General features: G+C 62.4%; 27 protein-coding genes. All 27 read left to right on the forward strand.

Translation table 11 applies throughout. From position 1 onward, the window contains the following. Positions 1–12 precede the first annotated feature (12 nt). Positions 13–1,800: a flagellar basal-body MS-ring/collar protein FliF gene (gene fliF / locus B3M58_RS03590; RefSeq protein WP_296217196.1), complete on the forward strand. Its 1,788-nt coding sequence runs from the start codon at positions 13–15 to the stop codon at positions 1,798–1,800. Continuing rightward, entirely contained in the window at positions 1,793–2,809 is a 1,017-nt protein-coding gene (gene fliG / locus B3M58_RS03595; RefSeq protein WP_296217197.1) for a flagellar motor switch protein FliG, read from the forward strand. Before fliF ends, fliG begins: the two co-directional genes overlap by 8 nt. A gap of 3 nt (positions 2,810–2,812) precedes the next feature. Then, a complete protein-coding gene (gene fliH / locus B3M58_RS03600) occupies positions 2,813–3,619 on the forward strand; it encodes a flagellar assembly protein FliH (RefSeq protein WP_296217198.1) in 807 nt (268 codons plus the stop codon). Beyond that, positions 3,609–4,973, forward strand: coding sequence for a flagellar protein export ATPase FliI (gene fliI / locus B3M58_RS03605; RefSeq protein WP_296217199.1), 1,365 nt, complete (start codon positions 3,609–3,611; stop codon positions 4,971–4,973). The genes fliH and fliI overlap by 11 nt, the downstream gene beginning before the upstream one ends. A gap of 3 nt (positions 4,974–4,976) precedes the next feature. Further along, a complete protein-coding gene (gene fliJ, locus B3M58_RS03610; RefSeq protein ID WP_296217200.1) occupies positions 4,977–5,426 on the forward strand; it encodes a flagellar export protein FliJ in 450 nt (149 codons plus the stop codon). Between the two features lie 116 nt (positions 5,427–5,542). After that, positions 5,543–5,848 (forward strand): STAS domain-containing protein, encoded by a 306-nt coding sequence (locus B3M58_RS03615; RefSeq protein ID WP_296217201.1) that lies wholly within the window; start codon positions 5,543–5,545, stop codon positions 5,846–5,848. A gap of 16 nt (positions 5,849–5,864) precedes the next feature. Then, positions 5,865–7,562, forward strand: a complete 1,698-nt coding sequence (locus tag B3M58_RS03620) for a fused response regulator/phosphatase (protein WP_296217202.1) — start codon at positions 5,865–5,867, stop codon at positions 7,560–7,562. Positions 7,563–7,592: 30 nt separating this feature from the next. Next, positions 7,593–7,946, forward strand: coding sequence for an Hpt domain-containing protein (locus B3M58_RS03625; protein ID WP_296217203.1), 354 nt, complete (start codon positions 7,593–7,595; stop codon positions 7,944–7,946). 82 nt (positions 7,947–8,028) lie between these two features. Further along, positions 8,029–9,303: a flagellar hook-length control protein FliK gene (locus B3M58_RS03630; protein WP_296217204.1), complete on the forward strand. Its 1,275-nt coding sequence runs from the start codon at positions 8,029–8,031 to the stop codon at positions 9,301–9,303. A gap of 321 nt (positions 9,304–9,624) precedes the next feature. Next, positions 9,625–10,149, forward strand: a complete 525-nt coding sequence (fliL, locus tag B3M58_RS03635) for a flagellar basal body-associated protein FliL (protein WP_296217205.1) — start codon at positions 9,625–9,627, stop codon at positions 10,147–10,149. A 14-nt stretch (positions 10,150–10,163) separates the two neighbouring features. Continuing rightward, on the forward strand, positions 10,164–11,135 hold the full coding sequence (fliM, locus tag B3M58_RS03640) for a flagellar motor switch protein FliM (RefSeq protein WP_296217206.1): 972 nt from the start codon (positions 10,164–10,166) through the stop codon (positions 11,133–11,135). 42 nt (positions 11,136–11,177) lie between these two features. After that, positions 11,178–11,648 carry a flagellar motor switch protein FliN gene (gene fliN, locus B3M58_RS03645; protein ID WP_296217207.1) on the forward strand — a complete coding sequence of 157 codons (471 nt, stop codon included), beginning with the start codon at positions 11,178–11,180 and terminating at the stop codon, positions 11,646–11,648. Positions 11,649–11,668: 20 nt separating this feature from the next. Further along, positions 11,669–12,100: a flagellar biosynthetic protein FliO gene (fliO, locus tag B3M58_RS03650; RefSeq protein WP_296217208.1), complete on the forward strand. Its 432-nt coding sequence runs from the start codon at positions 11,669–11,671 to the stop codon at positions 12,098–12,100. Further along, a complete protein-coding gene (gene fliP / locus B3M58_RS03655; RefSeq protein WP_296217209.1) occupies positions 12,100–12,855 on the forward strand; it encodes a flagellar type III secretion system pore protein FliP in 756 nt (251 codons plus the stop codon). The genes fliO and fliP overlap by 1 nt, the downstream gene beginning before the upstream one ends. 2 nt (positions 12,856–12,857) lie before the next feature. Beyond that, positions 12,858–13,127: a flagellar biosynthesis protein FliQ gene (fliQ, locus tag B3M58_RS03660; RefSeq protein ID WP_296217210.1), complete on the forward strand. Its 270-nt coding sequence runs from the start codon at positions 12,858–12,860 to the stop codon at positions 13,125–13,127. Between the two features lies 1 nt (position 13,128). Beyond that, complete coding sequence (fliR, locus tag B3M58_RS03665) at positions 13,129–13,905, forward strand: flagellar biosynthetic protein FliR (RefSeq protein WP_296217211.1); 777 nt, start codon at positions 13,129–13,131, stop codon at positions 13,903–13,905. Between the two features lie 2 nt (positions 13,906–13,907). Beyond that, positions 13,908–15,041 (forward strand): flagellar biosynthesis protein FlhB, encoded by a 1,134-nt coding sequence (gene flhB / locus B3M58_RS03670; RefSeq protein WP_296217212.1) that lies wholly within the window; start codon positions 13,908–13,910, stop codon positions 15,039–15,041. 50 nt (positions 15,042–15,091) lie between these two features. Further along, on the forward strand, positions 15,092–16,546 hold the full coding sequence (locus B3M58_RS03675; protein ID WP_296217213.1) for a sensor histidine kinase: 1,455 nt from the start codon (positions 15,092–15,094) through the stop codon (positions 16,544–16,546). Then, a complete protein-coding gene (locus tag B3M58_RS03680; RefSeq protein ID WP_296217214.1) occupies positions 16,531–17,889 on the forward strand; it encodes a sigma-54-dependent transcriptional regulator in 1,359 nt (452 codons plus the stop codon). The genes B3M58_RS03675 and B3M58_RS03680 overlap by 16 nt, the downstream gene beginning before the upstream one ends. A 248-nt stretch (positions 17,890–18,137) precedes the next feature. Beyond that, the gene (locus B3M58_RS03685; protein ID WP_296217215.1) at positions 18,138–18,761 is read left to right on the forward strand and encodes a hypothetical protein; all 624 of its coding nucleotides are present in this window, start codon (positions 18,138–18,140) and stop codon (positions 18,759–18,761) included. Position 18,762: 1 nt separating this feature from the next. Continuing rightward, positions 18,763–19,998, forward strand: coding sequence for an MFS transporter (locus B3M58_RS03690; protein WP_296217216.1), 1,236 nt, complete (start codon positions 18,763–18,765; stop codon positions 19,996–19,998). Between the two features lie 140 nt (positions 19,999–20,138). Further along, positions 20,139–22,247, forward strand: coding sequence for a flagellar biosynthesis protein FlhA (flhA, locus tag B3M58_RS03695; protein WP_296217217.1), 2,109 nt, complete (start codon positions 20,139–20,141; stop codon positions 22,245–22,247). A 15-nt stretch (positions 22,248–22,262) separates the two neighbouring features. Continuing rightward, positions 22,263–23,564: a flagellar biosynthesis protein FlhF gene (flhF, locus tag B3M58_RS03700; protein ID WP_296217218.1), complete on the forward strand. Its 1,302-nt coding sequence runs from the start codon at positions 22,263–22,265 to the stop codon at positions 23,562–23,564. 114 nt (positions 23,565–23,678) lie between these two features. Then, entirely contained in the window at positions 23,679–24,509 is an 831-nt protein-coding gene (gene fleN / locus B3M58_RS03705; RefSeq protein ID WP_296217219.1) for a flagellar synthesis regulator FleN, read from the forward strand. Next, positions 24,506–25,252, forward strand: a complete 747-nt coding sequence (gene fliA, locus B3M58_RS03710; RefSeq protein ID WP_296217220.1) for an RNA polymerase sigma factor FliA — start codon at positions 24,506–24,508, stop codon at positions 25,250–25,252. Before fleN ends, fliA begins: the two co-directional genes overlap by 4 nt. Before the next feature lie 246 nt (positions 25,253–25,498). Continuing rightward, entirely contained in the window at positions 25,499–25,873 is a 375-nt protein-coding gene (locus B3M58_RS03715; RefSeq protein WP_170829026.1) for a chemotaxis response regulator CheY, read from the forward strand. 19 nt (positions 25,874–25,892) lie between these two features. Then, positions 25,893–26,212 (forward strand): protein phosphatase CheZ (locus tag B3M58_RS03720; RefSeq protein ID WP_296217221.1); only part of this gene is annotated, 320 nt, incomplete at its 3' end.

Raw genomic sequence — 26,212 nt, forward strand, 5'->3', positions numbered from 1 at the left:
AGGTTCTGAATCATGGCCGAAGCTCTCGCCGCAAACGTACCTGCCACCACCGCCGGTGAGCCGAAGAAGCCACTCTTTGGCCTGACGTTTTTGGAAAATCTCTCCGATATGTCGATGTTGCGGCAAATCGGTCTGCTGGTCGGCTTGGCCGCCAGCGTGGCGATTGGTTTTGCCGTGGTGCTGTGGTCGCAGCAACCGGATTATCGCCCGCTGTATGGCAGCCTGGATGGTATGGATGCGTCTCAGGTGATGGAGACGTTATCCGCCGCCGACATCAAGTACACCGTAGAACCCAACTCCGGGGCGTTGCTGGTCAAAGCCGAGGATCTGGCGCGGGCGCGCATGCGCCTGGCTGCCGCGGGTGTGGCGCCAAGCGATAAAAACATCGGTTTCGAAATTCTCGACCAGGAGCAGGGCCTCGGCACCAGCCAGTTCATGGAAGCCACGCGCTACCGGCGCGGTCTGGAAGGCGAGTTGGCGCGCACCGTGTCGAGCCTGAACAACGTCAAGGCGGCCCGCGTACATTTGGCGATTCCGAAAAGCTCGGTGTTCGTGCGCGATGAGCGCAAGCCCAGCGCCTCCGTGCTGGTCGAGCTGTATTCGGGGCGTGGCCTGGAGCCGAGCCAGGTGATGGCCATCGTCAATCTGGTTGCCACCAGCGTGCCTGAGCTGGATAAGTCGCAGGTCACGGTGGTCGATCAGAAGGGCAATCTGCTCTCCGACCAGCAGGAACTGTCCGAGCTGAGCATGGCCGGTAAGCAGTTCGATTACAGCCGCCGCGTGGAAAGCCTGTTCACCCAGCGCGTGCACAATATTCTGCAACCGGTGCTGGGCGCTGGGCGCTACAAGGCCGAAGTGTCGGCGGATGTGGATTTCAGCGCGGTGGAATCCACCTCGGAAATGTTCAACCCCGATCAGCCGGCGCTGCGCAGCGAGCAGCAAGTCAACGAACAACGCAGCAGCAGCCTGCCGCCGCAAGGCGTGCCGGGCGCATTGAGCAATCAACCGCCGGGCCCGGCCGCCGCTCCGCAACAAGCTGCTGCGGCGCCAGCTGTCGCTGGGCCAGTCGCCGCAGGCCAGCCGTTATTGGATGCCAACGGCCAACAGGTTATCGATCCGGCAACCGGTCAGCCGATGCTGGCGCCGTTTCCGGCCGACAAGCGCGAGCAATCCACGCGCAACTTCGAGTTGGACCGCTCGATCAGCTACACCAAGCAGCAGCAGGGGCGCTTGCGCCGTCTGTCGGTCGCGGTGGTGGTCGACGATCAGCTCAAACTCGATGCCGCCACCGGCGAAACCAGCCGCGTGCCGTGGACCACTGACGAGCTGGCGCGTTTTACCCGGCTGGTGCAAGACTCGGTCGGTTTCGATGCCAGCCGTGGCGATAGCGTCAGCGTGATCAATACGCCATTCTCCGCCGAAGTTGGCGAAGAAATTATCGAGATTCCGTTCTATACCCAGCCGTGGTTCTGGGACATCGTCAAGCAAGTGCTCGGCGTGCTGTTCATCCTTGTGCTGGTGTTTGGTGTACTGCGTCCGGTGCTCAACAACATCACCGGCGGCGGCAAAGGCAAGGAACTGGCTGGCGGTCGCGATGGCGATGTCGAGTTGGGCGAAATGGGTGGTTTGGACGGCGAGTTGGCGGCCGATCGGGTCAGCCTTGGTGGCCCGCAAAGCATCCTCCTGCCCAGCCCGAGCGAGGGGTATGATGCGCAACTGAACGCGATCAAGAGTCTGGTGGCGGAAGACCCGGGTCGGGTTGCGCAAGTGGTGAAAGAGTGGATCAACGCCGATGAATGAGAACCGTACAGCCGCTAAGTTGAACAAGGTCGAAAAGGCCGCGATTCTGCTCCTATCGCTCGGCGAAACCGATGCGGCGCAGGTTTTGCGCCACCTCGGACCGAAGGAAGTGCAGCGCGTTGGCGTGGCCATGGCCGGCATGCGCAATGTGCACCGTGAGCAAGTCGAGCAGGTGATGGGCGAGTTCGTCGACATCGTTGGCGACCAGACCAGTCTGGGTGTGGGTGCCGACGGTTATATCCGCAAGATGCTCACCCAGGCGCTCGGCGAAGACAAAGCCGGCAACCTGATCGACCGCATCCTGCTGGGCGGCAGCACCAGCGGCCTGGACAGCCTGAAGTGGATGGAACCGCGCGCCGTGGCGGATGTGATCCGTTACGAGCACCCACAGATTCAGGCCATCGTCGTCGCCTACCTCGACCCCGACCAGGCCGGTGAAGTGCTTGGCCACTTCGACCACAAGGTGCGCCTGGACATCGTCTTGCGCGTGTCCTCGTTGAATACCGTGCAGCCGGCGGCGCTCAAGGAACTCAACCAGATTCTCGAGAAGCAGTTCTCCGGCAGCGCCAACACCACCCGCGCCACCATGGGTGGGGTCAAGCGCGCCGCCGATATCATGAACTTCCTCGACAGTTCGATCGAAGGCCAGTTGATGGACTCGATCCGCGAAGTCGACGAAGACCTGTCGTCGCAGATCGAAGACCTGATGTTCGTCTTCGACAACCTCGCCGATGTCGACGACCGCGGCATCCAGGCGCTGTTGCGCGAGGTGTCCTCCGATGTGCTGGTGCTGGCGCTCAAGGGCGCCGACGAGGCGATCAAGGAAAAGGTCTTCAAGAACATGTCCAAGCGCGCCGCCGAACTGCTGCGCGACGACCTGGAGGCCAAGGGCCCGGTTCGGGTCAGCGACGTCGAAACGGCGCAGAAGGAAATCCTCACCATTGCCCGCCGCATGGCCGAAGCCGGGGAAATCGTCCTCGGTGGCAAAGGCGGCGAAGAGATGGTCTAAGCCATGGTTGCCAAGGATGCGCCCAGCGATCTGATTCGCGCCAAAGACGTCAACGCGTTTGATCGCTGGGCACTGCCCAGTTTCGACCCGCTGGTCGAGGGCGCCGAGGCCGAGCCGGTGGCCCAGGCCGGCGAAACCGACGCTGAGGCGATTGCGGCTGAGCCGGCGGAAAGCCAAGACGTGGCGCTGGAAGACGTCAAACCCCTGACCTTGGATGAGCTGGAGGCGATCCGCCAGGACGCTTACAACGAAGGCTTCAGCACGGGTGAAAAAGACGGCTTCCGCGCCGGCCAGCTGAAAGCCAAGCAGGAGGCCGATACAGCCCTCGCCGCCAAGCTGGAAGGGTTGGAGCGTCTGATGAGCCAGTTGTTCGAGCCGATCGCCGAGCAGGATCAGCAGCTTGAGGCTGGGTTGATCACCCTGGTCAGTCACATGACGCGCCAGGTGATTCAGCGTGAGTTGAGCAGCGACTCCAGCCAGATTCGTCAGGTGCTGCGCGAGGCCCTGAAATTGCTGCCGATGGGTGCCGATAACATCCGCATTCACCTCAATCCGCAGGATTTCGAGATAGTCAAAGCCCTGCGTGAGCGCCATGAAGAAAGCTGGCGCATTCTCGAAGACGAATCCTTGTTACCCGGTGGTTGCCGGGTCGAAAGTGAACATAGTCGGATCGACGCAAGTATCGAAACCCGCCTGAGTCAGGCCATCAAGCAACTGTTCGAGCAGCAGCGCGAGCAAGCCGCGCATCCGTTGCCGGGCGATCTGCCGGTCGAACTGGATGCCGCCGAGGAACCGCCCCATGCGCTTTGAGCGCACCAGTTTTGCCAAGCGCTTGGCCGGTTACAGCGATGCGGTGCAGTTGCCTGGCCAGCCGGTGGTCGAGGGGCGCTTGCTGCGCATGGTCGGCCTGACCCTGGAAGCCGAAGGCCTACGTGCCGCCCTGGGCAGCCGTTGCCTGGTGATCAACGACGACAGCTATCACCCGGTGCAGGTCGAGGCCGAGGTGATGGGCTTCTCCAACGGCAAAATCTTCCTGATGCCGGCCGGCAGCCTGGCCGGCATCGCCCCCGGCGCGCGCGTGGTGCCGCTGCCGGATACCGGGCGTTTGCCGATGGGCATGTCGATGCTCGGCCGGGTGCTCGATGGCACCGGGCGCGCGTTGGATGGCAAAGGTGGCATGAAAGCCGAGGATTGGGTGCCGATGGACGGCCCGGCGATCAACCCGCTCAACCGCCACCCGATCAGCGAGCCGCTGGATGTCGGCATCCGTTCGATCAATGGCCTGCTGACCGTCGGCCGTGGCCAGCGTCTCGGCCTGTTCGCCGGTACCGGCGTGGGTAAGTCGGTGCTGCTGGGCATGATGACGCGCTTCACCGAGGCCGACATCATCGTGGTCGGGCTGATCGGCGAGCGCGGTCGTGAAGTTAAAGAGTTTATCGACGAGATCCTCGGCCACGAGGGGCTCAAACGCTCGGTGGTGGTGGCTTCGCCGGCCGACGATGCGCCGCTGATGCGCCTGCGTGCCGCGATGTATTGCACGCGGATCGCCGAATATTTCCGCGACAAGGGCAAGAACGTCCTGCTGCTGATGGATTCGCTAACGCGTTTCGCCCAGGCCCAGCGCGAGATTGCCTTGGCGATTGGCGAGCCGCCAGCGACCAAGGGCTATCCACCGTCGGTGTTCGCCAAACTGCCGAAATTGGTCGAGCGCGCCGGTAATGCCGAGAAGGGTGGCGGCTCGATCACCGCGTTCTATACCGTACTGAGCGAAGGCGACGACCAGCAGGACCCGATCGCCGATGCCGCGCGTGGTGTGCTCGACGGGCATATCGTGCTTTCGCGGCGCCTGGCCGAGGAGGGGCATTACCCGGCCATCGATATCGAAGCCTCGATCAGCCGGGTGATGCCGCAAGTGGTGTCGGCCGAGCACTTGCGTCATTCGCAGCGGTTCAAGCAACTGTGGTCACGCTATCAGCAGAGCCGCGACTTGATCAGCGTGGGTGCCTACGTGGCGGGTGGCGATGCCGATACCGACTTGGCCATCGCCAGACGTCCGGCGATGGTCAAGTACCTGCGCCAGGGGCTCGACGAAAGCGAAAGCATCGAGCGCAGCAGTGTGCTGCTGGCGGCAACCTTCAATCCAGCCGCCGGGCCGGCGTCTTAACCCGTGGCGCAAAACCGTGCCGCGCGTCTGGCGCCCGTGGTGGAAATGGCCGAACGCGCCGAGCGCGAGGCGGCTGTGCAGCTTGGCCATTGTCAGGGTTTGGTGAGCCAGGCAGAGGTCAAATTGGGCGAGCTGGAACGCTACCGCGGCGATTACCAGCAGCAATGGATCAGCGAAGGCCAGCGTGGCGTCTCCGGGCAATGGCTGATGAACTACCAGCGTTTTCTCTCGCAACTGGAGGTGGCTATCGGTCAGCAGCGGCAAACGCTGGCCTGGCACCGCACTAACCTGGATAAAGTACGTGCCGCCTGGCAGCAGCGTTATGCGCGACTCGAAGGTTTGCGCAAGCTGGTGCAGCGGTACCTCGAAGAAGCGCGGCTGAGCGAGGATAAACGCGAACAAAAGCTGCTCGACGAACTGGCGCAGCGCTTGCCAGTGCGTGGTTCTGAGTGATTGCCAGTTGCCGCTGGCGGTTCTGAGTGCTACATCTTGAACACACGGATTGAGTGCGCAGGCATGTTCACGCCTGGGCCCACCATTGACGGTTTTGTTGGATAAAGGAGTGATTCATGGCCATCACCTCGCTGCCCTCGCCTGATGGGCAAGAGTTGACCATTGTGATTCAAGGACGTTTCGATTTCGGCGCGCACCAAGAGTTTCGCGACGCTTATGAGCGTGTCAATCTCACCCCCAAACGCTTTGTCGTCGATCTCAAGGGCACCACATACCTCGACAGCTCAGCGCTGGGCATGCTGCTGTTGCTGCGCGATCACGCTGGCGGCGATCACGCGCAGATCCGCCTGCTCAATTGCAACCCGGATGTGCGCAAAATCCTCGCCATCTCGAATTTCGAACAGTTATTCCAGATTGCCTAACTCGGGGCACTGAGCCATGCCTGCGCGCTTGTCCATCCTGATCGCCGAGGACAACGCGGCCGACCGCATGTTGTTGTCGACCATCGTCAGCCGTCAGGGCCACCGTACCCTGACCGCCAGCAATGGCGTGGAAGCGCTCGCCTTGTTCGAGCAGGAGCGCCCGCAGTTGGTCTTGATGGACGCCTTGATGCCGTTGATGGATGGCTTCGAAGCGGCGCGGCGGATCAAGCAGATGGCCGGTGAGGAGTTGGTGCCGATCATCTTCCTGACCTCATTGACCGAGAGCGAAGCGCTGGTGCGTTGCCTGGAGGCCGGCGGCGACGACTTTCTCGCCAAGCCCTATAACCGGGTGATCCTCGAAGCCAAGATCAACGCCATGGAGCGTCTGCGCCGCCTGCAGGACACCGTGCTGCAGCAGCGCGACCTGATCGCCAAGCACAACGAGCATCTGCTCAACGAGCAGCGTGTGGCCAAGGCGGTGTTCGACAAGGTGGCGCATACCGGTTGCCTGAATGCCCCGAATATCCGTTACCTGCAATCGCCTTATGCGCTGTTCAATGGCGATTTGCTGTTGGCTGCATTTAAGCCCTCCGGCGGCATGCATGTGCTGCTGGGCGATTTCACCGGCCATGGCTTGCCCGCGGCGATTGGCGCCATGCCATTGGCCGAAGTGTTCTACGGCATGACCGCCAAGGGGCATTCCATGGTGGAGATCCTTCGCGAGATCAATACCAAGCTCAAACGCATCCTCCCGCTCGGCGTGTTTTGCTGCGCCACGTTGCTGAACATCAGCTTCCAGCGTCGGGTGGTCGAGGTGTGGAACGGTGGCTTGCCGGACGGTTACCTGCTGCGTGCCGACGGCAGCGCGCGGGTGCCGCTGGTGTCGCGACATCTGCCGCTGGGTGTACTCGACACGGCATCCTTCAGCGACAAGTACGAGGTTTATCCGCTGGCGTTGGGCGACCGGGTGTTTCTGTTGTCCGATGGGGTGCTGGAGGCGTGTAACAGCCAGGGCGAGTTGTTTGGCGAGGCGCGCATGCTTGAGGTGTTTGCCGACAACCGTGAGCCGGCCGATTTATTCGCAGAGATTGAGCAGGCCTTGGCGCGTTTTCGTGGCGAGCAGCAAGACGATGTCAGCTTGGTCGAAATTGGCATGGTCGAGGAACATGCCCTGGCGCCACCGCCATTGCTCTTCCTCGACAGCGGCCAGAACAGCCCGCTGGATTGGTCGGCAAGCTTCGAATTTCGCGGCGAAACCTTACAGCGTTTCAACCCGCTGCCGCAGCTCCTGCAACTGCTGCTGGGGGTGCCGGGTTTACGGCCGCAGGGCAGTGCGCTGTTCAGCGTGCTTGCCGAGCTCTACTCGAATGCACTGGAGCATGGCGTGCTGGGGCTGGACTCGGCCTTGAAGTGCGATGCCGACGGCTTTGCCGAGTATTACCGGCAGCGCAGCATACGCCTGACCAGCTTGCGCGAGGGCTACGTGCGTTTTCACCTGCAATTGCTCCCCGAGGCGGCGGGCGGGCGCCTGATCTTGCGGGTCGAGGACAGCGGTGCGGGCTTCGATGGGCAGGCAATTCTCGACCAGCAATTACGCCTCGACAGCCTGAGCGGGCGCGGTCTCGCGCTGGTGCGCCAGTTGAGCGAGCGTTGCACCTGGCCGGCGGACGGGCAGGGGGTGAGCGTGGAGTTTTCCTGGTCGCTTGAGGCATAATCCTGCGTCTTTTGCCCAGGGGTCGACCCGTTGTCCGATATTCATCTCGACAGTGCTGTGTTGGCTGCGTTGCAGGACGTCATGGAAGACGAGTACCCGGTATTGCTGGATACCTTCCTGGCGGACTCCGAAGAGCGCCTGCGCTTGCTACGCCAGGCCCAGCGGACCGCGGATGCGCACAATCTGCGGTTGGCCGCGCACAGTTTCAAAGGCAGCTGCAGCAATATGGGCGCCCTGATGCTGGCGAGCCTGTGCAAGCAGTTGGAGGAGATCGGCCGGCGTGAGCTGATGCACGAAGCACCGGAGTTGATCGAGCAGGTCGAACGCGAATTCGCCATCGTGCGCATTTTGATGAAGTCCGAGCGCCAGCGTTACCGTCTATAGCCATGCGGCAGGCACACCCCGCAGAAGTTGGCCCATCCTTTGCAAATCCCCAGGCACGACCCATCCCTCGCGGAGAGTGCCCATGTCCGTTGCCCCCGATCTGCTGCTTAAATCGGCGCCAGAGATAAAGCCCAAAGCGTCTGTGGCCAACGCCCCGGCGAAACCGGCAGAACCCAACAAGAATGAAGCCTCCAGCTTCGCCCAGGTGTATGCCAAGGAGCGCCAGGCGAAAGCTGCGGAGCGCAGCGATGCCGCGGCAAAATCCGATCGCGAGGCGAGAACCGAGGCGTCGGGGGCGGGTGCTGCGCCTGCCGCTGCTGCCGCTGCTGCCGCTGAGCCGCCGCCGCTTGCCGATAGCGGCAAGTCTTTGCCGAATGAGCCGGTAGCCGAGGATGCCGTCATCGATCCGCTGTTGTTGCTCGGCATGAGCGGTCAGCCGCCGCTCGACGGCGAAACCGCCGGTTTCGGTCTGGCGGGTGAGGCTGAGTCGTTGACGTTACCTGCGGGCAGCCTGGTCAGCTCTGGGCCCGCCGGTATGACCGAGGCGAGCTTCGATCCTGAACTGGATGCCTTGAACCAACTGCCGGCGGTGCGCATGGCGCTGGAGCTGGGCGCCAAGGCCAAGGCTGCGGCGGAGCAGAGCAATCCGAGCGCCCTGGCGGCGCAAACGACAGTCAATGCCGGGCAAAGCTTTGCCAGTGCCATGGCGGCGATGAGTGCCCAGCAGCCGCAAGCCGAAGCGGGCGAACTGACCGATTTACCGCTGATCGAGCTGACCGCCGAAGGCCTTGAGGCTCTCAAGGAAAGCGCTGCCGATACCCGCCCGGAAAACTTCGTCAGCAAGCTCAGCGCGCTGAGTCAGGCAGTTGGCCAGCAAGCCGCGTTGACCGCGCGTGCCCCGCTGATTCCGGGGCAGCCGGTACCGATGCAGCAGGCCGGTTGGAGTGAGGCGGTGGTGGATCGGGTGATGCTGCTCTCCAGTCAAAACCTCAAATCCGCCGAGATTCAGCTCGATCCGGTGGAGCTCGGTCGTCTGGAAGTGCGCATCAGCCTGAACCAGGATCAGACCCAGGTGACCTTCGCCAGCGCCAATGCCGGGGTGCGTGAAGCGTTGGAAGGGCAAATGCACCGTCTGCGCGAATTATTCACGCAGCAAGGCATGAACCTGCTCGACGTCAACGTCTCCGACCAATCGCTGAGTCGCGGCTGGCAAGGCCAGGAGAATGACGGCAAAGGCCGCGGCAGTGCAGGTAATGAGCTGCTCGGCGCGAGTGATGAAGAGCTGGCAACGAGCAGCATCGAACTCACGCACAGCCCGCTGAGCGGTGGACGCGGCATGGTCGATTACTACGCCTGAACCGCCGGGCTAGTGTCGCGGCAGTTGAGCAGCCCTCGGGCCGCGCAGGTTAGGTGCAGGCTGCCGATAGCGATGCTTTCAGCAAGGTCCATTGCGCCGTAACCCACGCTGCAATGTTCCGGCGGCACTAGGCTGTACCTCGCCCGGCTCTCGCAAGAGTGCCGGGCGAGCGTGTTTTCGGGTGACAGTAATCGGCGGGCCTGTTATACCCGCAGCCCATCTCGGGTGCTTGCAGCCGTCGGCGCAATTACAAGCTGGCATAACACTTGCTGCTAACCCTTTGAAAACGGATAGAACTCCGATTAGTGACGGATTATTGGCATGGCTAAGAAAAACGCGCCGCAAGACTCAGCAAGTGCTGAGGCGAAACCGGCCGGCAAGTTGAAACTGATCATCTTGATTGTCGTGGCCTTGCTCTTGGCGGTGGGCTTGTCGATCGGTGGTACCTGGTTCTTGCTCAGCAAAGATGCGCCCAAGGATGCGTCTGCGGCCGAGGCCTCGGCCGAAAGTGCCGCGCCGGTCAAGCAGGCGGCGATCTATGAAGAGCTGGCCCCGGCTTTCGTGGTCAATTTCAACCACAACGGGCGGGCCCGCTACATGCAGGTCAGCGTCGCCCTGATGGCGCGCGACCAGGTGGCGCTGGATGCGCTCAAGGTGCATATGCCGGTGTTGCGCAATCGCCTGGTCATGCTGTTTTCCGGGCAGGATTTCGAAGCCTTGGTCACGCCGGTGGGCAAGGAAATGCTGCGTCAGCAAGCCACGGCCAGCGTGCAGGAATTGGCGCAGAAGGAGACGGGCCAGTTGGCCGTCGAACAAGTATTGTTCACCAACCTCGTGTTGCAGTAGTCGGGAGCCCGTCAATGGCTGTGCAAGACCTGCTGTCCCAGGATGAGATCGATGCGCTGCTGCATGGCGTGGACGATGGCCTGGTCGAACCCGAGGACGCCGCTGAACCCGGTAGCGTCAAACAATATGACCTGACCAGCCAGGATCGCATCGTCCGGGGGCGCATGCCGACTCTGGAGATGATCAACGAACGTTTTGCCCGCTACACCCGTATCAGCATGTTCAACCTGCTGCGCCGCTCGGCGGACGTGGCGGTGGGCGGGGTGCAGGTGATGAAATTCGGCGAATACGTGCACTCGCTGTACGTGCCGACCAGCCTCAATCTGGTGAAGATGAAGCCGCTGCGCGGCACCGGTCTGTTCATCCTCGACGCCAAGCTGGTGTTCAAACTGGTCGACAACTTTTTCGGCGGCGACGGCCGTCACGCCAAGATCGAAGGCCGCGAGTTCACCCCGACCGAGTTGCGCGTGGTGCGCATGGTCCTCGATCAGGCGTTCGTCGATTTGAAAGAAGCCTGGCATGCGGTGATGGATATCAACTTCGAGTACGTCAACTCGGAAGTCAACCCGGCGCTGGCCAACATCGTCAGCCCCAGCGAAGTCATCGTCGTCTCGACCTTTCATATCGAACTGGACGGCGGTGGCGGCGACCTGCACATCACCATGCCGTATTCGATGATCGAGCCGATTCGCGAGATGCTCGACGCCGGTTTCCAATCCGATGTCGACGACCAGGACGAGCGCTGGATCAAGGCGCTGCGCGAAGACATTCTCGACGTCAGCGTGCCGCTCGGCGCCACCGTGGCGCGGCGGCAACTGAAGCTGCGGGACATTTTGCACATGCAACCCGGCGATGTGATTCCGGTGGAATTGCCCGATCACGTGGTCATGCGCGCCAACGGCGTGCCGTCTTTCAAGGTCAAGCTGGGTGCCCATAAAGGCAACCTGGCGCTGCAAGTGCTGGAACCGATCGACCGCCAGCGCTAGTTGCGCTCGCCAACCCCGTTACACGCCAGCCGAGGACAAACGATGGCAGATACAGACGAAAACACCTCCCCCGAGGAGCAGGCGCTGGCCGATGAGTGGGCGGCTGCCTTGTCCGAGGCCGGCGACACTGCCGGTCAGGACGATATCGATGCCATGCTCGCCGCTGGCGGCGTCAGCGAGTCGGCCGCGTCGCGTGCGCCGATGGAAGAATTCGGCAGCATGCCCAAGGTCAACCTGCCGGTGAGCCTGGATGGGCCGAACCTGGATGTGATTCTCGACATCCCGGTGTCGATTTCCATGGAGGTCGGCAACACCGACATCACCATCCGTAACCTGTTGCAGCTCAACCAGGGCTCGGTGATCGAACTCGATCGCCTGGCTGGCGAACCGCTCGACGTGCTGGTCAACGGCACGCTGATCGCCCATGGCGAAGTGGTGGTGGTCAACGAGAAGTTCGGCATCCGCCTGACCGACGTGATCAGCCCGAGCGAGCGCATCAAAAAGCTGCGTTAAGACGCCTACAGAGCCTAACCATGCACACGTTTCTTGGCGTTATCCTGATGCTGCCTTTAACCGCCCTGGCTGCCGAACCAGTTGCCAGGGCGGTTACGCCGATGGCCAGCAGTGGCATTGCCGGGCAGTTGGGGCAGTTGCTGTTGGGGTTGCTGTTGGTGATCGGGCTGATCTTCCTGCTGGCCTGGCTGATGCGCCGGGTACAGCAGATCACTCCGCGCGGCGGCCAGGTCATCAAGGTTCTCTCCAGCCAGGCCCTGGGGCCGCGTGATCGGCTGGTGCTGGTGCAGGTGGGCGGCGAGCAGATTTTGCTCGGCTTGACGCCTGGGCGGATTACCCCGCTGCACGTGATGGCGGAGCCGGTGCACTTGCCTGATGGTGCGCCGGCTTCGACAGAGTTCGCCCAGCGGCTGATGGAGCTGTTGGGCAAGGATCAGAAGGACAAGTCGTGATGAGCGCGTTGCGCCTGCTGTGGGTCCTGTTGCTTTGCCTGGCCGCCCCTCTGGCGCTTGGTGCCGATAATCCGCTGTCGATCCCGGCGATCACCCTGAGCACCGACACCGAAGGCCAGCAGGAATACTCGGTCAGCCTGCAGATTCTGCTGATCATGACGGCGCTGAGCTTCATTCCCGCCTTCGTCATGCTGATGACCAGCTTCACCCGCATCATCATCGTGTTTTCCATTCTGCGTCAGGCCCTGGGCTTGCAGCAGACGCCGTCGAACCAGATTCTGGTCGGCCTGGCGCTGTTCCTCACGCTGTTCATCATGGCGCCGGTGTTCGAGCAGATTAATCGCGATGCCTTGCAGCCGTACCTTAACGAACAGCTGCCGGCCCAGGAGGCGATTGCCAAGGCCGAGGTGCCGATCAAGAACTTTATGCTGTCGCAGACCCGCGAAAGCGACCTGGATCTGTTCATGCGCCTGTCCAAGCGCACGGACATCGCCGCGCCGGAAGATACGCCGCTGGTCATCCTGGTGCCGGCCTTTGTCACCTCCGAGCTGAAAACCGCGTTCCAGATCGGCTTCATGATCTTCATTCCATTCCTGATCATCGATCTGGTGGTCTCCAGCATTCTCATGGCGATGGGCATGATGATGCTGTCGCCGCTGATCATTTCCTTGCCGTTCAAAATCATGCTGTTCGTCTTGATCGATGGCTGGGCGCTGATCATGGGCACGCTCGCCGCCAGTTTCGGAGGGACTTAGGCATGACCCCGGAAGTAGCGGTCGACCTGTTTCGCGAGGCGTTGTGGCTGACCGCGACGATTGTCGCGGTGATCGTCGTGCCCAGCCTATTGGTTGGTCTGCTGGTGGCGATGTTCCAGGCGGCCACGCAGATCAACGAACAAACCTTGAGCTTTCTGCCGCGTCTGCTGGTGATCCTGCTGACCCTGATCTTCGCCGGTCCTTGGCTGGTGCGCGAACTGATGGAGTACACGCAGACCCTGATCATGAACATTCCGCTGCTGATCGGCTGACATGCTCGAACTGAGCGATGCGCAGATCGGCGGTTGGGTGGGGTCTTTCCTGCTGCCGTTTTTTCGCATCGCCGCGTTGCTGATGGTGATGCCGATCATCGGTACTCAGCTGGTGCCCACGCGGGTGCGTCTGTACCTGGCGTTGGCGATCTGTCTGGTGTTGCTGCCCAACCTGCCGGCGATGCCGCAAGTCGATGCCATCAGCGTGCAAGCCTTCGTGTTGATCGCCCAGGAAATCCTCATCGGGGTGATGCTGGGCTTCACCTTGCAGCTGTTCTTTCACGCCTTCGTGATCGCCGGCCAGATCGTGGCGACGCAGATGGGCCTGGGGTTCGCGTCGATGATCGACCCGTCCAACGGCGTGTCGGTCGCCGTGATCGGGCAGTTTTTCCTGATGCTGGTGACCTTGCTGTTTTTGGCCATGAATGGCCATTTGGTGGTATTCGAGGTGCTGGCCGAGAGCTTCGTCACCCTGCCGGTCGGCAGCGGTTTGCTGACCGAACATTACTGGGAGCTGGCCAACAAGTTGGGCTGGGTACTCGGTGCGGCCTTGATTCTGGTGCTGCCGGCAATCACCGCGTTGTTGGTGATCAACCTGGCGTTCGGTGTGATGACCCGCGCGGCGCCGCAATTGAATATTTTTGCCATCGGTTTTCCAATGACCCTGGTCTTGGGCCTGGTGATCGTGTGGATCGGTATGGCGGATATCCTCGCGCAGTACCAGGTGTTCGCCACCCAGGCCCTGCAATTGCTGCGTGAAATGGCGCGAGCGAGCTAACCATGGCTGAATCCGAAAGCGGTGCCGATAAAAGCGAGGAACCCACGGAGAAACGTCTCCGTGAATCCCGTGAAAAAGGCCAGATCGCCCGCTCCCGAGAGCTCAATACCCTGGCGGTGATGCTGGCCGGCGCCGGGGGGCTGCTGATCTATGGCGGCGCCTTGGGCAATTCGTTGCTGGACGTGATGCGCGGCAACTTCTCCTTGCCGCGCGAAGTGGTGATGGACGAGCGCAGCATGGGGATCTGGCTGATGGCGTCCTGGCAGGTCGCTTTGGAAGCCTTGCTGCCGCTGTTTCTGATTGTGTTGATCGCCTCGATCATCGGCCCGATTGCCTTGGGCGGCTGGTTGTTCTCGGCCGAAGCCATGGCCCCCAAGTTGAGCCGGATGAACCCGTTGGCGGGCCTTAAACGAATGTTCTCGGCCAAGGCATTGGTCGAGCTGCTCAAGGCCCTGGCCAAGTTTGTGGTGATTCTGCTGGTGGCCCTGGCGGTGCTGTCCGCCGACCGCGACGATTTGCTGGCGATGGCCCACGAACCGCTGGAGACGGCGATCATCCACGCGGCCCTGGTGGTCGGCTGGAGCGCGTTGTGGATGGCCTGTGGCTTGGTGCTGATCGCCGCGGTGGATGTGCCGTTTCAGCTCTGGGACAACAAGCAGAAGCTGATGATGACCAAGCAGGAAGTACGCGACGAGTACAAGGACAGCGAGGGCAAACCTGAGGTCAAGCAACGTATTCGCCAGCTGCAACGCGAGATGGCCGAGCGGCGCATGATGCAGGCCGTACCGCAGGCCGACGTGGTGATCACCAACCCGACACACTTCGCCGTGGCGCTGAAATATGACCCGAGCAAGGGCAATGCCCCGGTGCTGCTGGCCAAGGGGGGCGATTTCACCGCGTTGAAAATTCGCGAAATCGCCCAGGAGCACCAAGTCATGCTGCTGGAGTCGCCGGCGTTGGCGCGGGCGGTGTTCTACTCCACCGAACTGGATCAGGAAATCCCCGCCGGCCTGTACCTCGCCGTGGCCCAGGTGTTGGCCTACGTCTACCAGATCCGTCAGTATCAGGCGGGCAAGGGTAAACGCCCGGCACCGTTGCCGGACCTGCCGATCCCGGCCGATTTACGTCACGACTGAGTCGCATCCGCCTGGGCGGGGCGGCATGTTCTGTCTGAGGAAAGCGCCACGTGTCATCTCTGCGTACCCGTTTATTCATCTTGTGGCTGGCGTTCTCCGGCATTTCCCTGGCGCTGGCGATTGTCCTCTACGGGGTGTACCAACAGGGCGTCGATGTCCGCGTGAGGGAGGCCCAGGCCACTTTGCACGCCGCGTGCGAGGCGGTGCATGCGCGTTACGTCAGCGCGCTCGACGGCGCCTATCGGCCGGCGCTCTCAAGCGCTGGGCGCGATCCGCAACTGGAGCGCCTGATGGATGCCAGCCTATTGCCGTTCCCCGGTATCGAAGGGGGCATTTGGAGTGCCGCGCAGGGCTTTATCGCCTACGGCTACCCTACCCATGGCAGCGCCAGCCGCAAGACCGATATCCCGGTGGCGGAGCAACCGTTGATTGTCGAAGCGGTCGAGCGTGCGACGAAAACCGCCGAACGCGTCGAGTTGCTGCGTGAAGGCCAACGCGAAACCTTGCTGCTGACCGCCTGCCCGTTGCCAGGGGCACCGACCGACCAGGTGGTCTGGGTGCTCAAGCGGGAAGCGCAAAGCTCGCAAAGCTATGAGCATCTGTTGCTCGGGCTCGGCTTGCTGTTGGCTTTTGTGCTGATCTCCGGTGGCTGGCTCGGTTGGAACATGACGCGCTGGAGCAATCGCCTGCGCCGCATCGAGAAAGCCCTGGCCAACTACCCGGTGGACGCCTTACCGGCGCTGCCGATGGTCGGTGAAGTCGAGCTGAACCGCATCGTCAGTGCGGTCAATCTGCTGTCGCAGCGTTTGGCGGTCGAGCGCGAGTCGGCCAAAGCCTTGGCCGGGGACTTGGCGCGCGCGGACCGTTTGGCCGCGCTCGGGCGATTGTCGGCGGGGGTCGCCCACGAAATCCGCAACCCGATTGCCGCCATGCGATTGAAGGCCGAAAACGCCCTGGCGCAGCCGGATGCGGCGTCCAGCACTGCGGCTTTGAGCTTTCTGCTCGGCCAGGTGGAGCGCTTGGAGCGTCTGACGCGCGCGCTGCTGGCCATGACCCAGCAATTGCGCCTGGACGTGCAGCCGAATGCCCTGTCGCCCTGGCTGGCCGAGCACCTCCAGGCCTACGCCGCGGCCGCCGCCGAGCGGCAGGTCGTGGTGCGGTGCGAGCAGCACGTCGAGCACTGGACCTTCGATGCGCTGCATTTGGGGCGGGCGCTGGACAACCTGCTGGACAACGCCATCCGGCATGCGCACGGGCAGGTCTGGGTGCGGGCGGAGTCGGCGCACGGGCTGCTGCGGTTGAGCGTCGAGGATGATGGCGCAGGTATCGATGCAAGCCTGCAAGCACAGCTGTTCGAGCCATTTGTCAGCGGTCGACCGGACGGCAGTGGGTTAGGCTTGGCCATCGTGCACGAGATCGTCAGTGCCCACGGCGGCCGGGTCAGCGCGCTGCCGGGCCGCTCGGGCGCTCGTTTTGAACTGGAGATTGCATGGCGTACATCCTGATTGTCGACGACGACGCGGCCTTTCGCGAGGGCCTGCGCGAGACCCTGGAAAGCCTGGGGCACCAGGTGGTCGAGGCGGGCAACGGTCAGGAAGGGTTGGACCTGCTGCTGACTGGCATGAGCGTGCAGTTGATCTTCGTCGACCTGCGCATGCCGGTGCTCGATGGCTTGGGGTTTATTGCCCAGCTGCATCGGCGCCAACCCGAGCGGCGCATCCCGCTGGTGATGCTCACCGCCTATGCCGGGGCCGGTAATACCATCGAGGCGATGAAGCTCGGTGCCTTCGATCACCTGGCCAAGCCGCTCGGTCGCGAAGACATCCGTGCGGTCGTCGAGCGCGCCTTGGCGGCTCAGCCGGAGCGTGACGAACCGGCACCGCCGGCCAGCGCGCAGGAAACCGCCGGCGATGAATTGATCGGCTCCAGTGCGGCGATGCGCGATGTGCAAAAGTTGATCGGCATGGCTGCGGCCAGCGACGTGACGGTGCTGATCAGCGGTGAAACCGGCACCGGCAAGGAATTGGTGGCGCGCCAGTTGCACCGCGCCAGCGATCGTGCCCGAGAGCCGTTCGTGGCGCTCAACTGCGCGGCGATTCCTGCCGAACTGCTGGAAAGTGAGCTGTTCGGTCACAGTAAAGGCGCCTTCAGTGGCGCTTACAGCGAGCGCATGGGCAGCTTTCGCGAAGCCGACGGCGGTACGTTGTTTCTCGATGAAATCGGCGACATGCCGTTGCCCATGCAGGCCAAAATTCTGCGCGCCCTGCAAGAACGCGAAATCACGCCCGTGGGGGCCGACCGCCGCGTGCATGTGGATGTGCGGGTGATCACCGCCAGCCACCATGACTTGCCAGAGGCCGTGCGCGAGGGGCGCTTTCGCGAGGATCTGTTTTTCCGCTTGAATGTGCTGCCGATCCACTTGCCTGCGTTGCGCGATCGGCCTGGCGACATCATCACCCTCGCCGAATATTTTCTCGCCAGCCTGGGCCAGCCCAATCCCAAGCAATTGCTGCCGGCGGCTGCGCGAGCGTTGTTGCGCTACCGCTGGCCGGGCAACGTCCGTGAGTTGCGTAATGCCATGCAGCGCGCCCAGGTGATCTCGCGCAGCGGCGCACTGGCCGAGCAGGATTTTGCCTTCTTGCTGGCCTCCGACGAGCGCTCGTCATTCGACCTCGACGGCTTGGCGCACTTGCCGCTGCCCGAGGCGGTCGCCGCCGTCGAGGCCTGGCGCATTCGCCAGGCCTTGGCCGCCTGCCGCGGCAACCGTGCGGAAACCGCGCGCAGTCTGGGTATTCACCGGCAGCTGCTCTACAGCAAGTTGCGCCTGTATGGCCTGGCCGACGACTAGTGGCCTGTGTGGCTAGCCCCATAGCCCGCTATGCCTCGGTGCAACGCCTTGTCGCAGACCCTCGGCCATCCGAACTTGAGTTAAGCAACTAGCCTACAGGTCGCTAGTGACTGAAAAGCTGACACCGAGGTGTCGGCTTTTCATCCATGTGTGCGTTAGGTTTTTTTATAAATATTTGATTTTATTGATTTATTTATATGGCATGGGTCTCGCATTGGTTCTCCCCGAACCTACCGAGGAGATACCTTATGCGTTATCTGATCCCTAGCATCGTTGGCCTGAGCCTGTGCAGCACCTTGGCGCTGGCCCGGCCGACAGACTCCGTTGCCCCACCACCCGGCACCCAGTCGAGCTGGGCTGCTCATGAGTTGACCGGGCGTGTCGAGATCCTGCTGCTCAATCCCCATGGCGAACTGGATGGTTTTATCCTGGATGGCGGCCAGCAGGTGCATTTTCCGCCGCACCTGGGCGAAGCGGTCGCGGCGCGCATCAAACCGGGCGACCAGGTGGCGCTGCGTGGCCAGCAAGAGCACAGCTTGCGTCTGCGTGCCTATGCCCTGCGTAACCTGGCTGGTGGTGCGGAGATCGTCGATCAGGGGCCAATGGCGCCGCCTCCGTTGCCGCCGCATTTGCGTCAGGCCGCGCTGCAACCCCTGAGTGCGCAGGGCAAGGTCAGCCACCTGTTGTACGGCCGACGTGGCGAGATCAACGGCGTGGTACTCGACAGCGCGGCTATCGTGCGCTTCAAACCGCAATTGGCCTACCACTATGCCAGCCTGTTGCAGGTTGGCCAGGCCGTACGGGTCCAGGGCCTGGGCAGCGAAAATGCGCTCGGTCGTGCGCTGCATGCCGAACAATTGAGCGGTTTGTAAGATGCGGCCCTCACCACGCAGTCTCGTCGCGCTGGACGGCCTCAACCTGTTTCTCGCCGATGTGCGTGACGGGGTTGGCCCATACCTCGGGGTTTACCTGTTGGCGACCCAGGGTTGGAAGCCCGAGGCGATTGGTGCGGCGCTGTCCGCCGCAGGCATCGCCGGGGTATTGGCACAGGCGCCGTTGGGCATGTGGCTGGATGCCACGCGGATGAAAAGAGCCTTGCTGGCGCTGGCGGTAGTCCTGATCAGTCTGGCCTGTGTGGTGATGGCGATTTGGCCGATCTTCACCGTGGTGATCGCTGCGCAGTGGGTGATCGGTATTTCCGCGGCGTTGATCGGCCCGGCGTTGGCCGGCATGACTCTGGGGCTGGTGGGTCCGAAGCTGTTCGCCCGGCGCCAGGGCCGCAACGAGGGTTGGAACCATACCGGTAATGTGTTGGCCGCCTTGCTCGCTGGGGCGATTGGTCATTATGTGTCGTTACTCGGGGTGTTTTACCTGAATGCGTTGATGGGCCTCGGCGCACTGCTGGCGTTGGCGACCATTCGTGGTGCCGAAATCGATCATCGCCTGGCCTGCGCCGCGAGCAGTGGCCCGATCGACCGCGCGCCGGTGGCGTGGCGGGTGCTGCTGGCTGATCGGCGATTGTTGGCGTTTGCCGTCAGCGCCGTGCTGTTCCACTTCGCCAATGCCGCGATGCTGCCGCTGGCCGGGCAAATGCTCGGCACCTGGCGCCCGGAGCAGGTGGCGTTGTGGATGAGTGCCTGCATCGTCACCGCGCAGTTGGTGATGATTCCGGTGGCGGTGATCGGTGGGCGTTTGGCCGAGCGCCTGGGGCGCAAGCCGGTCTTCCTGGTGGCCTTTGCCGTCCTGCCCCTGCGCGGTTTGCTCTACGTGCTGGCTGACGAGCCCTGGATGGTCGTGGCCATCCAGGTGCTCGACGGAGTTGGTGCGGGATTGTTTGGGGTGCTGGCGGTGGTGATGCTGGCCGACCTGACCCGTGGCACCGGGCGCTTCAATGCCGTGCAGGGCGCGCTTGGCAGCATGATCGGCCTGGGCGCTGCGCTCTCCAACCTGCTGGCCGGTTTTGTGGTCGGCTCCTTCGGCTACGCCGGGGCTTTTATCTTTCTCGCCTTTATCGCTTTTATCGCCATGCTGGCCTTTGGTTTCCTGGTCGAGGAAAGCCAGGACACACGTCAGCGCGAGGCACAGATGATCGAGGTGCCGACGAGTTAGGGTGGCGGGGTACCTGCGCGGACTAATTTTCCGCGCAGGTGCCGACTTGGACGAGTTCTTGCAAAACCCAGCGCAAAGGCGCGTTAGCGTCAAAAGATTGAATCGGCTGGGGTAGGAATGTGGCAGTAGATCGCTCACAAATGATCGGCAATGTGCGCAGCAACCTGTCGGGGTTGCGTCAGGGCAACCTGGGTATACCGCTGTTGCTGCTGGTCATGCTCGGCATGGTCATGCTGCCGATTCCGCCGTTCCTTCTCGACGTGCTGTTCACCTTCAGTATTGCCCTGTCCATCGTCGTCCTGCTGGTGGCTATCTACGCTTTGCGGCCGCTGGATTTCGCGGTGTTTCCGACCATCCTGCTGGCCGCCACCTTGCTGCGTCTGGCGCTGAACGTGGCTTCGACGCGGGTGGTGCTGCTTTACGGCCAAGACGGCCACGACGCCGCCGGCAAGGTGATCCAGGCGTTCGGCGAGGTGGTGATCGGCGGCAACTACGTAGTCGGTATCGTGGTGTTCGCGATCCTGATGATCATCAACTTCGTGGTGGTCACCAAGGGTGCCGGGCGGATTTCCGAGGTCAGTGCGCGCTTCACCCTGGATGCCATGCCCGGCAAGCAGATGGCCATCGATGCCGACCTCAACGCCGGCTTGATCGACCAGTCGGAGGCCAAGAAACGCCGCTCCGAAGTGTCCCAGGAAGCCGACTTCTACGGCTCGATGGACGGTGCCAGCAAGTTCGTGCGGGGCGATGCGATTGCCGGCCTGCTGATTTTGTTCATCAACCTGATTGGCGGTATCGCCATCGGCATCTTCCAGCATGACCTGAGCTTTGCCGATGCCGGACGCATCTATACCCTGCTGACCATCGGCGATGGCCTGGTGGCGCAGATTCCGTCGCTGCTGCTGTCCACCGCGGCGGCGATCATGGTGACCCGCGTGTCCAGTTCGGAAGACATGGGCGCCCAGGTCAACCGGCAGATGTTTGCCTCGCCACGCGCGCTGGCCGTGGCCGCGGCGATCATGATCACCATGGGCCTGGTGCCCGGCATGCCGCACTTTTCCTTTATCAGCCTGGGCCTGGTCGCCGCCGGTGCCGCCTACTGGATCGCCAACAAGCAGCGCAAGACCCAGGAAGAAGAGGTCAAGGAGGTCCAGCGTCAGCAGGAGCTGTTGCCGGCTCAGCGTGCCCAGGAGGTCAAGGAACTTGGCTGGGATGACGTCATGCCGGTGGACATGGTTGGCCTGGAGGTCGGCTATCGGCTGATCCCGTTGGTCGATCGCAACCAGGGCGGCCAGTTGCTCGCGCGGATCAAGGGCGTACGCAAGAAGCTCTCCCAGGAAATGGGCTTTCTCATGCCCTCGGTGCATATTCGCGACAACCTCGACCTGCAACCTAATGCCTACCGCTTGACCCTGATGGGCGTCAGCGTGGCCGAGGCCGAGGTCTACCCGGATCGCGAGCTGGCGATCAACCCGGGGCAGGTATTCGGCCCGCTCAACGGGGTCGCCGCCAAAGATCCGGCGTTCGGCCTGGAGGCGGTGTGGATCGATCCGAGCCAGCGCGACCAGGCGCAATCGCTGGGTTACACCGTGGTCGACGCCAGCACCGTGGTCGCCACCCACCTCAATCAGATCCTGCACAAGCACGCCCATGAGCTGCTTGGCCACGAAGAAGTCCAGCAACTCATGCAGTTGCTGGCCAAGAGCTCGCCGAAGCTGGCCGAAGAGCTGGTGCCGGGCCTGGTGTCGCTGTCGACCCTGCTCAAGGTGCTGCAAGCGTTGCTGCAGGAGCAGGTGCCGGTGCGCGACATTCGCACCATCGCCGAAGCCATGGCGAACGTGGCGCCGAAGAGTCAAGATCCCGCCGCGATGGTCGCCGTGGTCCGCGTCGCGTTGGCCCGCGCCATCGTGCAAAGCATTGTGGGACTAGAGCCGGAGCTGCCTGTGATCACCCTTGAGCCCAGGTTGGAACAGATATTGCTCAATAGCTTGCAGAAGGCCGGTCAGGGCTCCGAGGAAGGCATCCTCCTGGAGCCGGGCATGGCCGAGAAGCTGCAGCGTTCCCTGGTGGAAGCGGCGCAGCGCCAGGAAATGCTCGGCAAACCAGTGATCCTGCTGGTCGCCGGTCCGGTCCGGGCGATGCTCTCGCGGTTCGCGCGGTTGGCCGTGCCGAGTATGCACGTGCTGGCTTACCAGGAAATTCCGGACAACAAGCAGGTCACCATCGTTGCGACGGTGGGGCAGAACTAACCGAGGTTACAGGCCATGCAGGTCAAACGCTTTTTCGCCGCCGATATGCGTCAAGCCATGAAGTTGGTCCGCGATGAGCTGGGCGCGGATGCCTCGATCATCGGCAATCGCCGGGTTGCCGGTGGTGTTGAACTGACCGCTGCACTGGACTATCAGATTCCCGCCGCGCCGCTGCGCCAGCCGAACCCGGCGCTGGAAGCCGAGTTGCGCAAAACCCAATCGCGAATCGCCTCGGCCCAGGCCGAGTTGACCACCCGTGAGCAAACCGATGCCGGCAAGGATCGCCAGCTTTTTGGCGCAGAACCGGCGATGCCGGCCGACAGCCTGGCGGCGGTGTTGCGCAACAATCCACCGGCACCGGCCGCCGCGACGGACCAGCATGCGCTGGACGCCATGCGCTTCGAACTGCATGGTCTACGTGAGCTGATTGAAGTGCAGCTCGGCTCGATTGCCTGGGGCCAATTGCAAAGCCGCCGTCCGCAGCAGGCCAACCTGTGGCGGCGCTTGCAGCGCATGGGGCTGTCCGCCGAGTTGTCGCGTAGTTTGCTTGAGCGCGTGGCAAAAATCGCCGAGCCGCGGCAGGCCTGGCGCATGCTGCTGGCGCACCTGGCGCATGCGATTCAAACACCGCAGCAGGAGCCGCTGGAAGACGGCGGGGTGATCGCGCTGGTCGGTCCGGCTGGCATGGGTAAAACCACCACCCTGGCGAAACTGGCGGCGCGCTACGTGCTGAAGTACGGTGCGCAAAACATCGCTCTGGTGAGCATGGACAGCTACCGCATCGGTGCGCAGGAACAACTGAAAACCCTCGGCCGCATCCTCAACGTGCCAGTGACCCTGGTCGATCCGGGGCAGTCGCTGACCCAGGCCCTGGCGCCTTTGGCCCGCAAACGGGTGGTGTTGATCGACACCGCAGGCCTGCCGGCGAGCGACCCAGCCCTGCACATGCAGCTGGAAACCCTGGCCAGTCGCGGCGTCAAGGCGAAGAATTATTTGGTATTGGCGGCAACCAGCCAGAGCCAAGTGCTCAAGGCGGCCTACCATAGTTACAAACGCTGCGGTCTGTCCGGCTGCATCCTGACCAAATTGGATGAGGCCACCAGCCTGGGTGAGGTTTTAGGTCTGGCTATTGGCCAACGTCTACCGGTAGCCTATCAAACCGATGGGCCGCGGATTCCGGACGATTTGCAGGTGCCGCGTAGTCATCAACTGGTGAGCCGGGCCGTGGGCCTGCAAACCGCTGAAGACCCAAGCGAAGATACGATGGCCGAAATGTTTGCCGGCCTCTATCAACATCCGGCGCGGCGCGCCGGCTAATGGCTGCTCCGGCAGCGGTTCAGCGGCATGCGGCGATCTGCCTGGCTTCGCGGCTCAGCGAAGCGCAAGCGGCCACATGGCTCCAGTCGACGTTAGACAAGGTGTGTAGATAACATGGGTATGCATCCCGTACAGGTGATTGCGGTGACCGGCGGCAAGGGTGGCGTCGGCAAGACCAATGTGTCGGTGAATCTGGCGCTGGCGCTGGCCGAGCTGGGGCGGCGTGTCATGTTGATGGACGCCGACCTGGGGTTGGCCAATGTCGATGTGCTGCTCGGCCTGACGGCCAAGCGTACCTTGGCCGATGTCATCAGCGGCGAATGCGAGCTGCGCGACGTGGTGCTGCAAGGCCCCGGCGGCATCCGCATCGTGCCCGCCGCATCCGGCGCGCAAAGCATGGTGCAGCTCACGCCCATGCAGCACGCCGGCTTGATTCAAGCCTTCAGCGACATCAGCGACAACCTCGACGTGCTGATCATCGACACCGCCGCCGGTATCGGCGATTCAGTGGTCAGTTTCGTGCGGGCCGCCCAGGAAGTGCTGGTGGTGGTGTGCGACGAGCCGACCTCGATCACCGATGCCTACGCGCTGATCAAACTGCTCAATCGCGATCACGGCATGAACCGTTTCCGCGTGCTGGCCAACATGGCGCATAGCCCGCAAGAAGGGCGCAACCTGTTTGCTAAGCTGACCAAGGTTACCGACCGTTTTCTCGACGTCGCCCTGCAGTATGTAGGTGCTGTGCCCTACGACGAATCGGTGCGCAAAGCCGTGCAGAAGCAGCGTGCGGTCTATGAAGCTTTCCCGCGCTCGAAGTGCGCACTGGCGTTTAAAGCGATCGCCCAGAAAGTCGATGCCTGGCCGTTACCGGCCAACCCGCGCGGCCATCTGGAGTTTTTCGTCGAGCGACTGGTGCAGCAACCGATCGCGGATACGGCGGTATGACAGCAGCCTCTGGACTCCGTATGTACAACAAGGCGCAGGCGCAAGACTCCCAGCACCAGTTGATCGAGCGCTATGCGCCGTTGGTCAAGCGGATTGCCTATCACCTGTTGGCCCGTTTACCGGCCAACATCCAGGTGGACGATTTGATCCAGGCCGGCATGATCGGCCTGCTCGAAGCCTCGAAGAAATACGACTCCACTAAAGGCGCCAGTTTCGAAACCTTCGCCGGCATCCGCATCCGCGGTTCCATGCTCGATGAGGTGCGCAAGGGTGATTGGGCACCCCGTTCGGTGCACCGCAACAGCCGCATGGTCAGCGATGCAATACGCGTAATTGAGGCCAGAACCGGTCGAGACGCTAAAGATCAAGAGGTTGCGGCCGAACTCCAATTGAGTCTCGAGGATTACTACGGCATTCTTGGCGACACTTTGGGCAGCCGGCTGTTCAGTTTCGACGACCTGTTGCAGGACGGCGAGCATGGCGGGTTGCGTGAAGACGCCAGCACTTCTCACCTTGAGCCTTCGCGAGACCTGGAGGATGAACGCTTCCAAGTGGCGCTGGCCGATGCCATCGCCAACTTGCCAGAGCGTGAACGCCTGGTGTTGGCGCTGTATTACGATGAAGAGCTGAATCTCAAGGAAATTGGCGAAGTGCTGGGGGTTAGCGAGTCGCGCGTCAGCCAGTTACACAGCCAGTGTGCCGCGCGTTTACGGGCCCGACTGGGTGAGTGGCGCGCGAGCTAGTGGTCTGTACGGGTAGTTGGTTAACTCAAGATCGGATGGCCGAAGTGCTGAGACAAGGCGGCGCAACGAGTCATAGCGGGCTATGGCGATGAGCGCCAACGCAGTATCAGGCGCGGACGCCGACTAACCACACAGGCCGCTGGGGGATAGCTTTCCAGCAGCGTGCCAAGGCCGGTTTCACGATTAAGGGCGTACTCGGGTGCTGGGTACGTTTGGGACTGTACGGAGGTCGACTTGGACAAGAACATGAAAATCCTCATCGTTGATGACTTTTCAACGATGCGACGGATCATCAAGAACCTCCTGCGTGATTTGGGGTTCACCAACACGGCAGAGGCTGACGACGGCACCACCGCGTTGCCGATGCTGCAAAGCGGCAGCTTCGATTTTCTGGTCACCGACTGGAACATGCCCGGCATGACCGGGATCGACTTGTTGCGCGCCGTGCGTGCAGACGAGCGCCTGAAACACCTGCCCGTGTTGATGGTGACCGCGGAAGCCAAACGCGACCAGATCATCGAGGCCGCACAGGCCGGAGTGAACGGTTATGTAGTCAAGCCGTTCACAGCCCAAGTGCTGAAAGAAAAGATTGAAAAAATCTTTGAGCGGGTCAACGGCTGATGCTTGCCGCGAGGGTGCTATGGAACACGATGATTCCCCTCAGGGCGACCTTGAGTCGACCCTGAAAACCAACGCTCGCCAATTGGTAGACAGCCTGGAACAAGGCAACTTTGGCGAAGCGGTGCAACTGATCAATGAGCTCAACAAAGCGCGCGACCGTGGCCTGTACCACGAAGTCGGCAAGCTGACGCGTGAACTGCATAACGCCATCGTCAACTTCCAACTGGACCCGCGCGTGCCGCATGCCCAGGAAGTGTCGCAAATCACCGACGCAACCGAACGCTTGAACTACGTGGTGACGATGACCGAAAAAGCGGCCAATCGGACCATGGATCTGGT

This window comes from Pseudomonas sp. UBA2684 (genome assembly GCA_002354655.1).
Taxonomy (GTDB): Bacteria; Pseudomonadota; Gammaproteobacteria; order Pseudomonadales; family Pseudomonadaceae; genus Aquipseudomonas.

Bases quoted from the DNA above. Each gene is read 5' to 3' on its own strand.
- flhA (WP_296217217.1), top strand. From the start codon at position 20,139: ATGATCGGCAATGTGCGCAGCAACCTGTCGGGGTTGCGTCAGGGCAAC.
- fliG (WP_296217197.1), top strand. From the start codon at position 1,793: ATGAATGAGAACCGTACAGCCGCTAAGTTGAACAAGGTCGAAAAGGCC.
- fliA (WP_296217220.1), top strand. From the start codon at position 24,506: ATGACAGCAGCCTCTGGACTCCGTATGTACAACAAGGCGCAGGCGCAA.
- fliN (WP_296217207.1), top strand. From the start codon at position 11,178: ATGGCAGATACAGACGAAAACACCTCCCCCGAGGAGCAGGCGCTGGCC.
- fliH (WP_296217198.1), top strand. From the start codon at position 2,813: ATGGTTGCCAAGGATGCGCCCAGCGATCTGATTCGCGCCAAAGACGTC.
- B3M58_RS03690 (WP_296217216.1), top strand. From the start codon at position 18,763: ATGCGGCCCTCACCACGCAGTCTCGTCGCGCTGGACGGCCTCAACCTG.
- flhB (WP_296217212.1), top strand. From the start codon at position 13,908: ATGGCTGAATCCGAAAGCGGTGCCGATAAAAGCGAGGAACCCACGGAG.
- B3M58_RS03620 (WP_296217202.1), top strand. From the start codon at position 5,865: ATGCCTGCGCGCTTGTCCATCCTGATCGCCGAGGACAACGCGGCCGAC.
- B3M58_RS03715 (WP_170829026.1), top strand. From the start codon at position 25,499: ATGAAAATCCTCATCGTTGATGACTTTTCAACGATGCGACGGATCATC.
- fliI (WP_296217199.1), top strand. From the start codon at position 3,609: ATGCGCTTTGAGCGCACCAGTTTTGCCAAGCGCTTGGCCGGTTACAGC.
- fliF (WP_296217196.1), top strand. From the start codon at position 13: ATGGCCGAAGCTCTCGCCGCAAACGTACCTGCCACCACCGCCGGTGAG.
- B3M58_RS03680 (WP_296217214.1), top strand. From the start codon at position 16,531: ATGGCGTACATCCTGATTGTCGACGACGACGCGGCCTTTCGCGAGGGC.
- fliO (WP_296217208.1), top strand. From the start codon at position 11,669: ATGCACACGTTTCTTGGCGTTATCCTGATGCTGCCTTTAACCGCCCTG.
- fliL (WP_296217205.1), top strand. From the start codon at position 9,625: ATGGCTAAGAAAAACGCGCCGCAAGACTCAGCAAGTGCTGAGGCGAAA.
- B3M58_RS03685 (WP_296217215.1), top strand. From the start codon at position 18,138: ATGCGTTATCTGATCCCTAGCATCGTTGGCCTGAGCCTGTGCAGCACC.
- fleN (WP_296217219.1), top strand. From the start codon at position 23,679: ATGGGTATGCATCCCGTACAGGTGATTGCGGTGACCGGCGGCAAGGGT.
- fliR (WP_296217211.1), top strand. From the start codon at position 13,129: ATGCTCGAACTGAGCGATGCGCAGATCGGCGGTTGGGTGGGGTCTTTC.
- flhF (WP_296217218.1), top strand. From the start codon at position 22,263: ATGCAGGTCAAACGCTTTTTCGCCGCCGATATGCGTCAAGCCATGAAG.
- fliM (WP_296217206.1), top strand. From the start codon at position 10,164: ATGGCTGTGCAAGACCTGCTGTCCCAGGATGAGATCGATGCGCTGCTG.
- B3M58_RS03630 (WP_296217204.1), top strand. From the start codon at position 8,029: ATGTCCGTTGCCCCCGATCTGCTGCTTAAATCGGCGCCAGAGATAAAG.
- B3M58_RS03615 (WP_296217201.1), top strand. From the start codon at position 5,543: ATGGCCATCACCTCGCTGCCCTCGCCTGATGGGCAAGAGTTGACCATT.
- fliP (WP_296217209.1), top strand. From the start codon at position 12,100: ATGAGCGCGTTGCGCCTGCTGTGGGTCCTGTTGCTTTGCCTGGCCGCC.
- fliQ (WP_296217210.1), top strand. From the start codon at position 12,858: ATGACCCCGGAAGTAGCGGTCGACCTGTTTCGCGAGGCGTTGTGGCTG.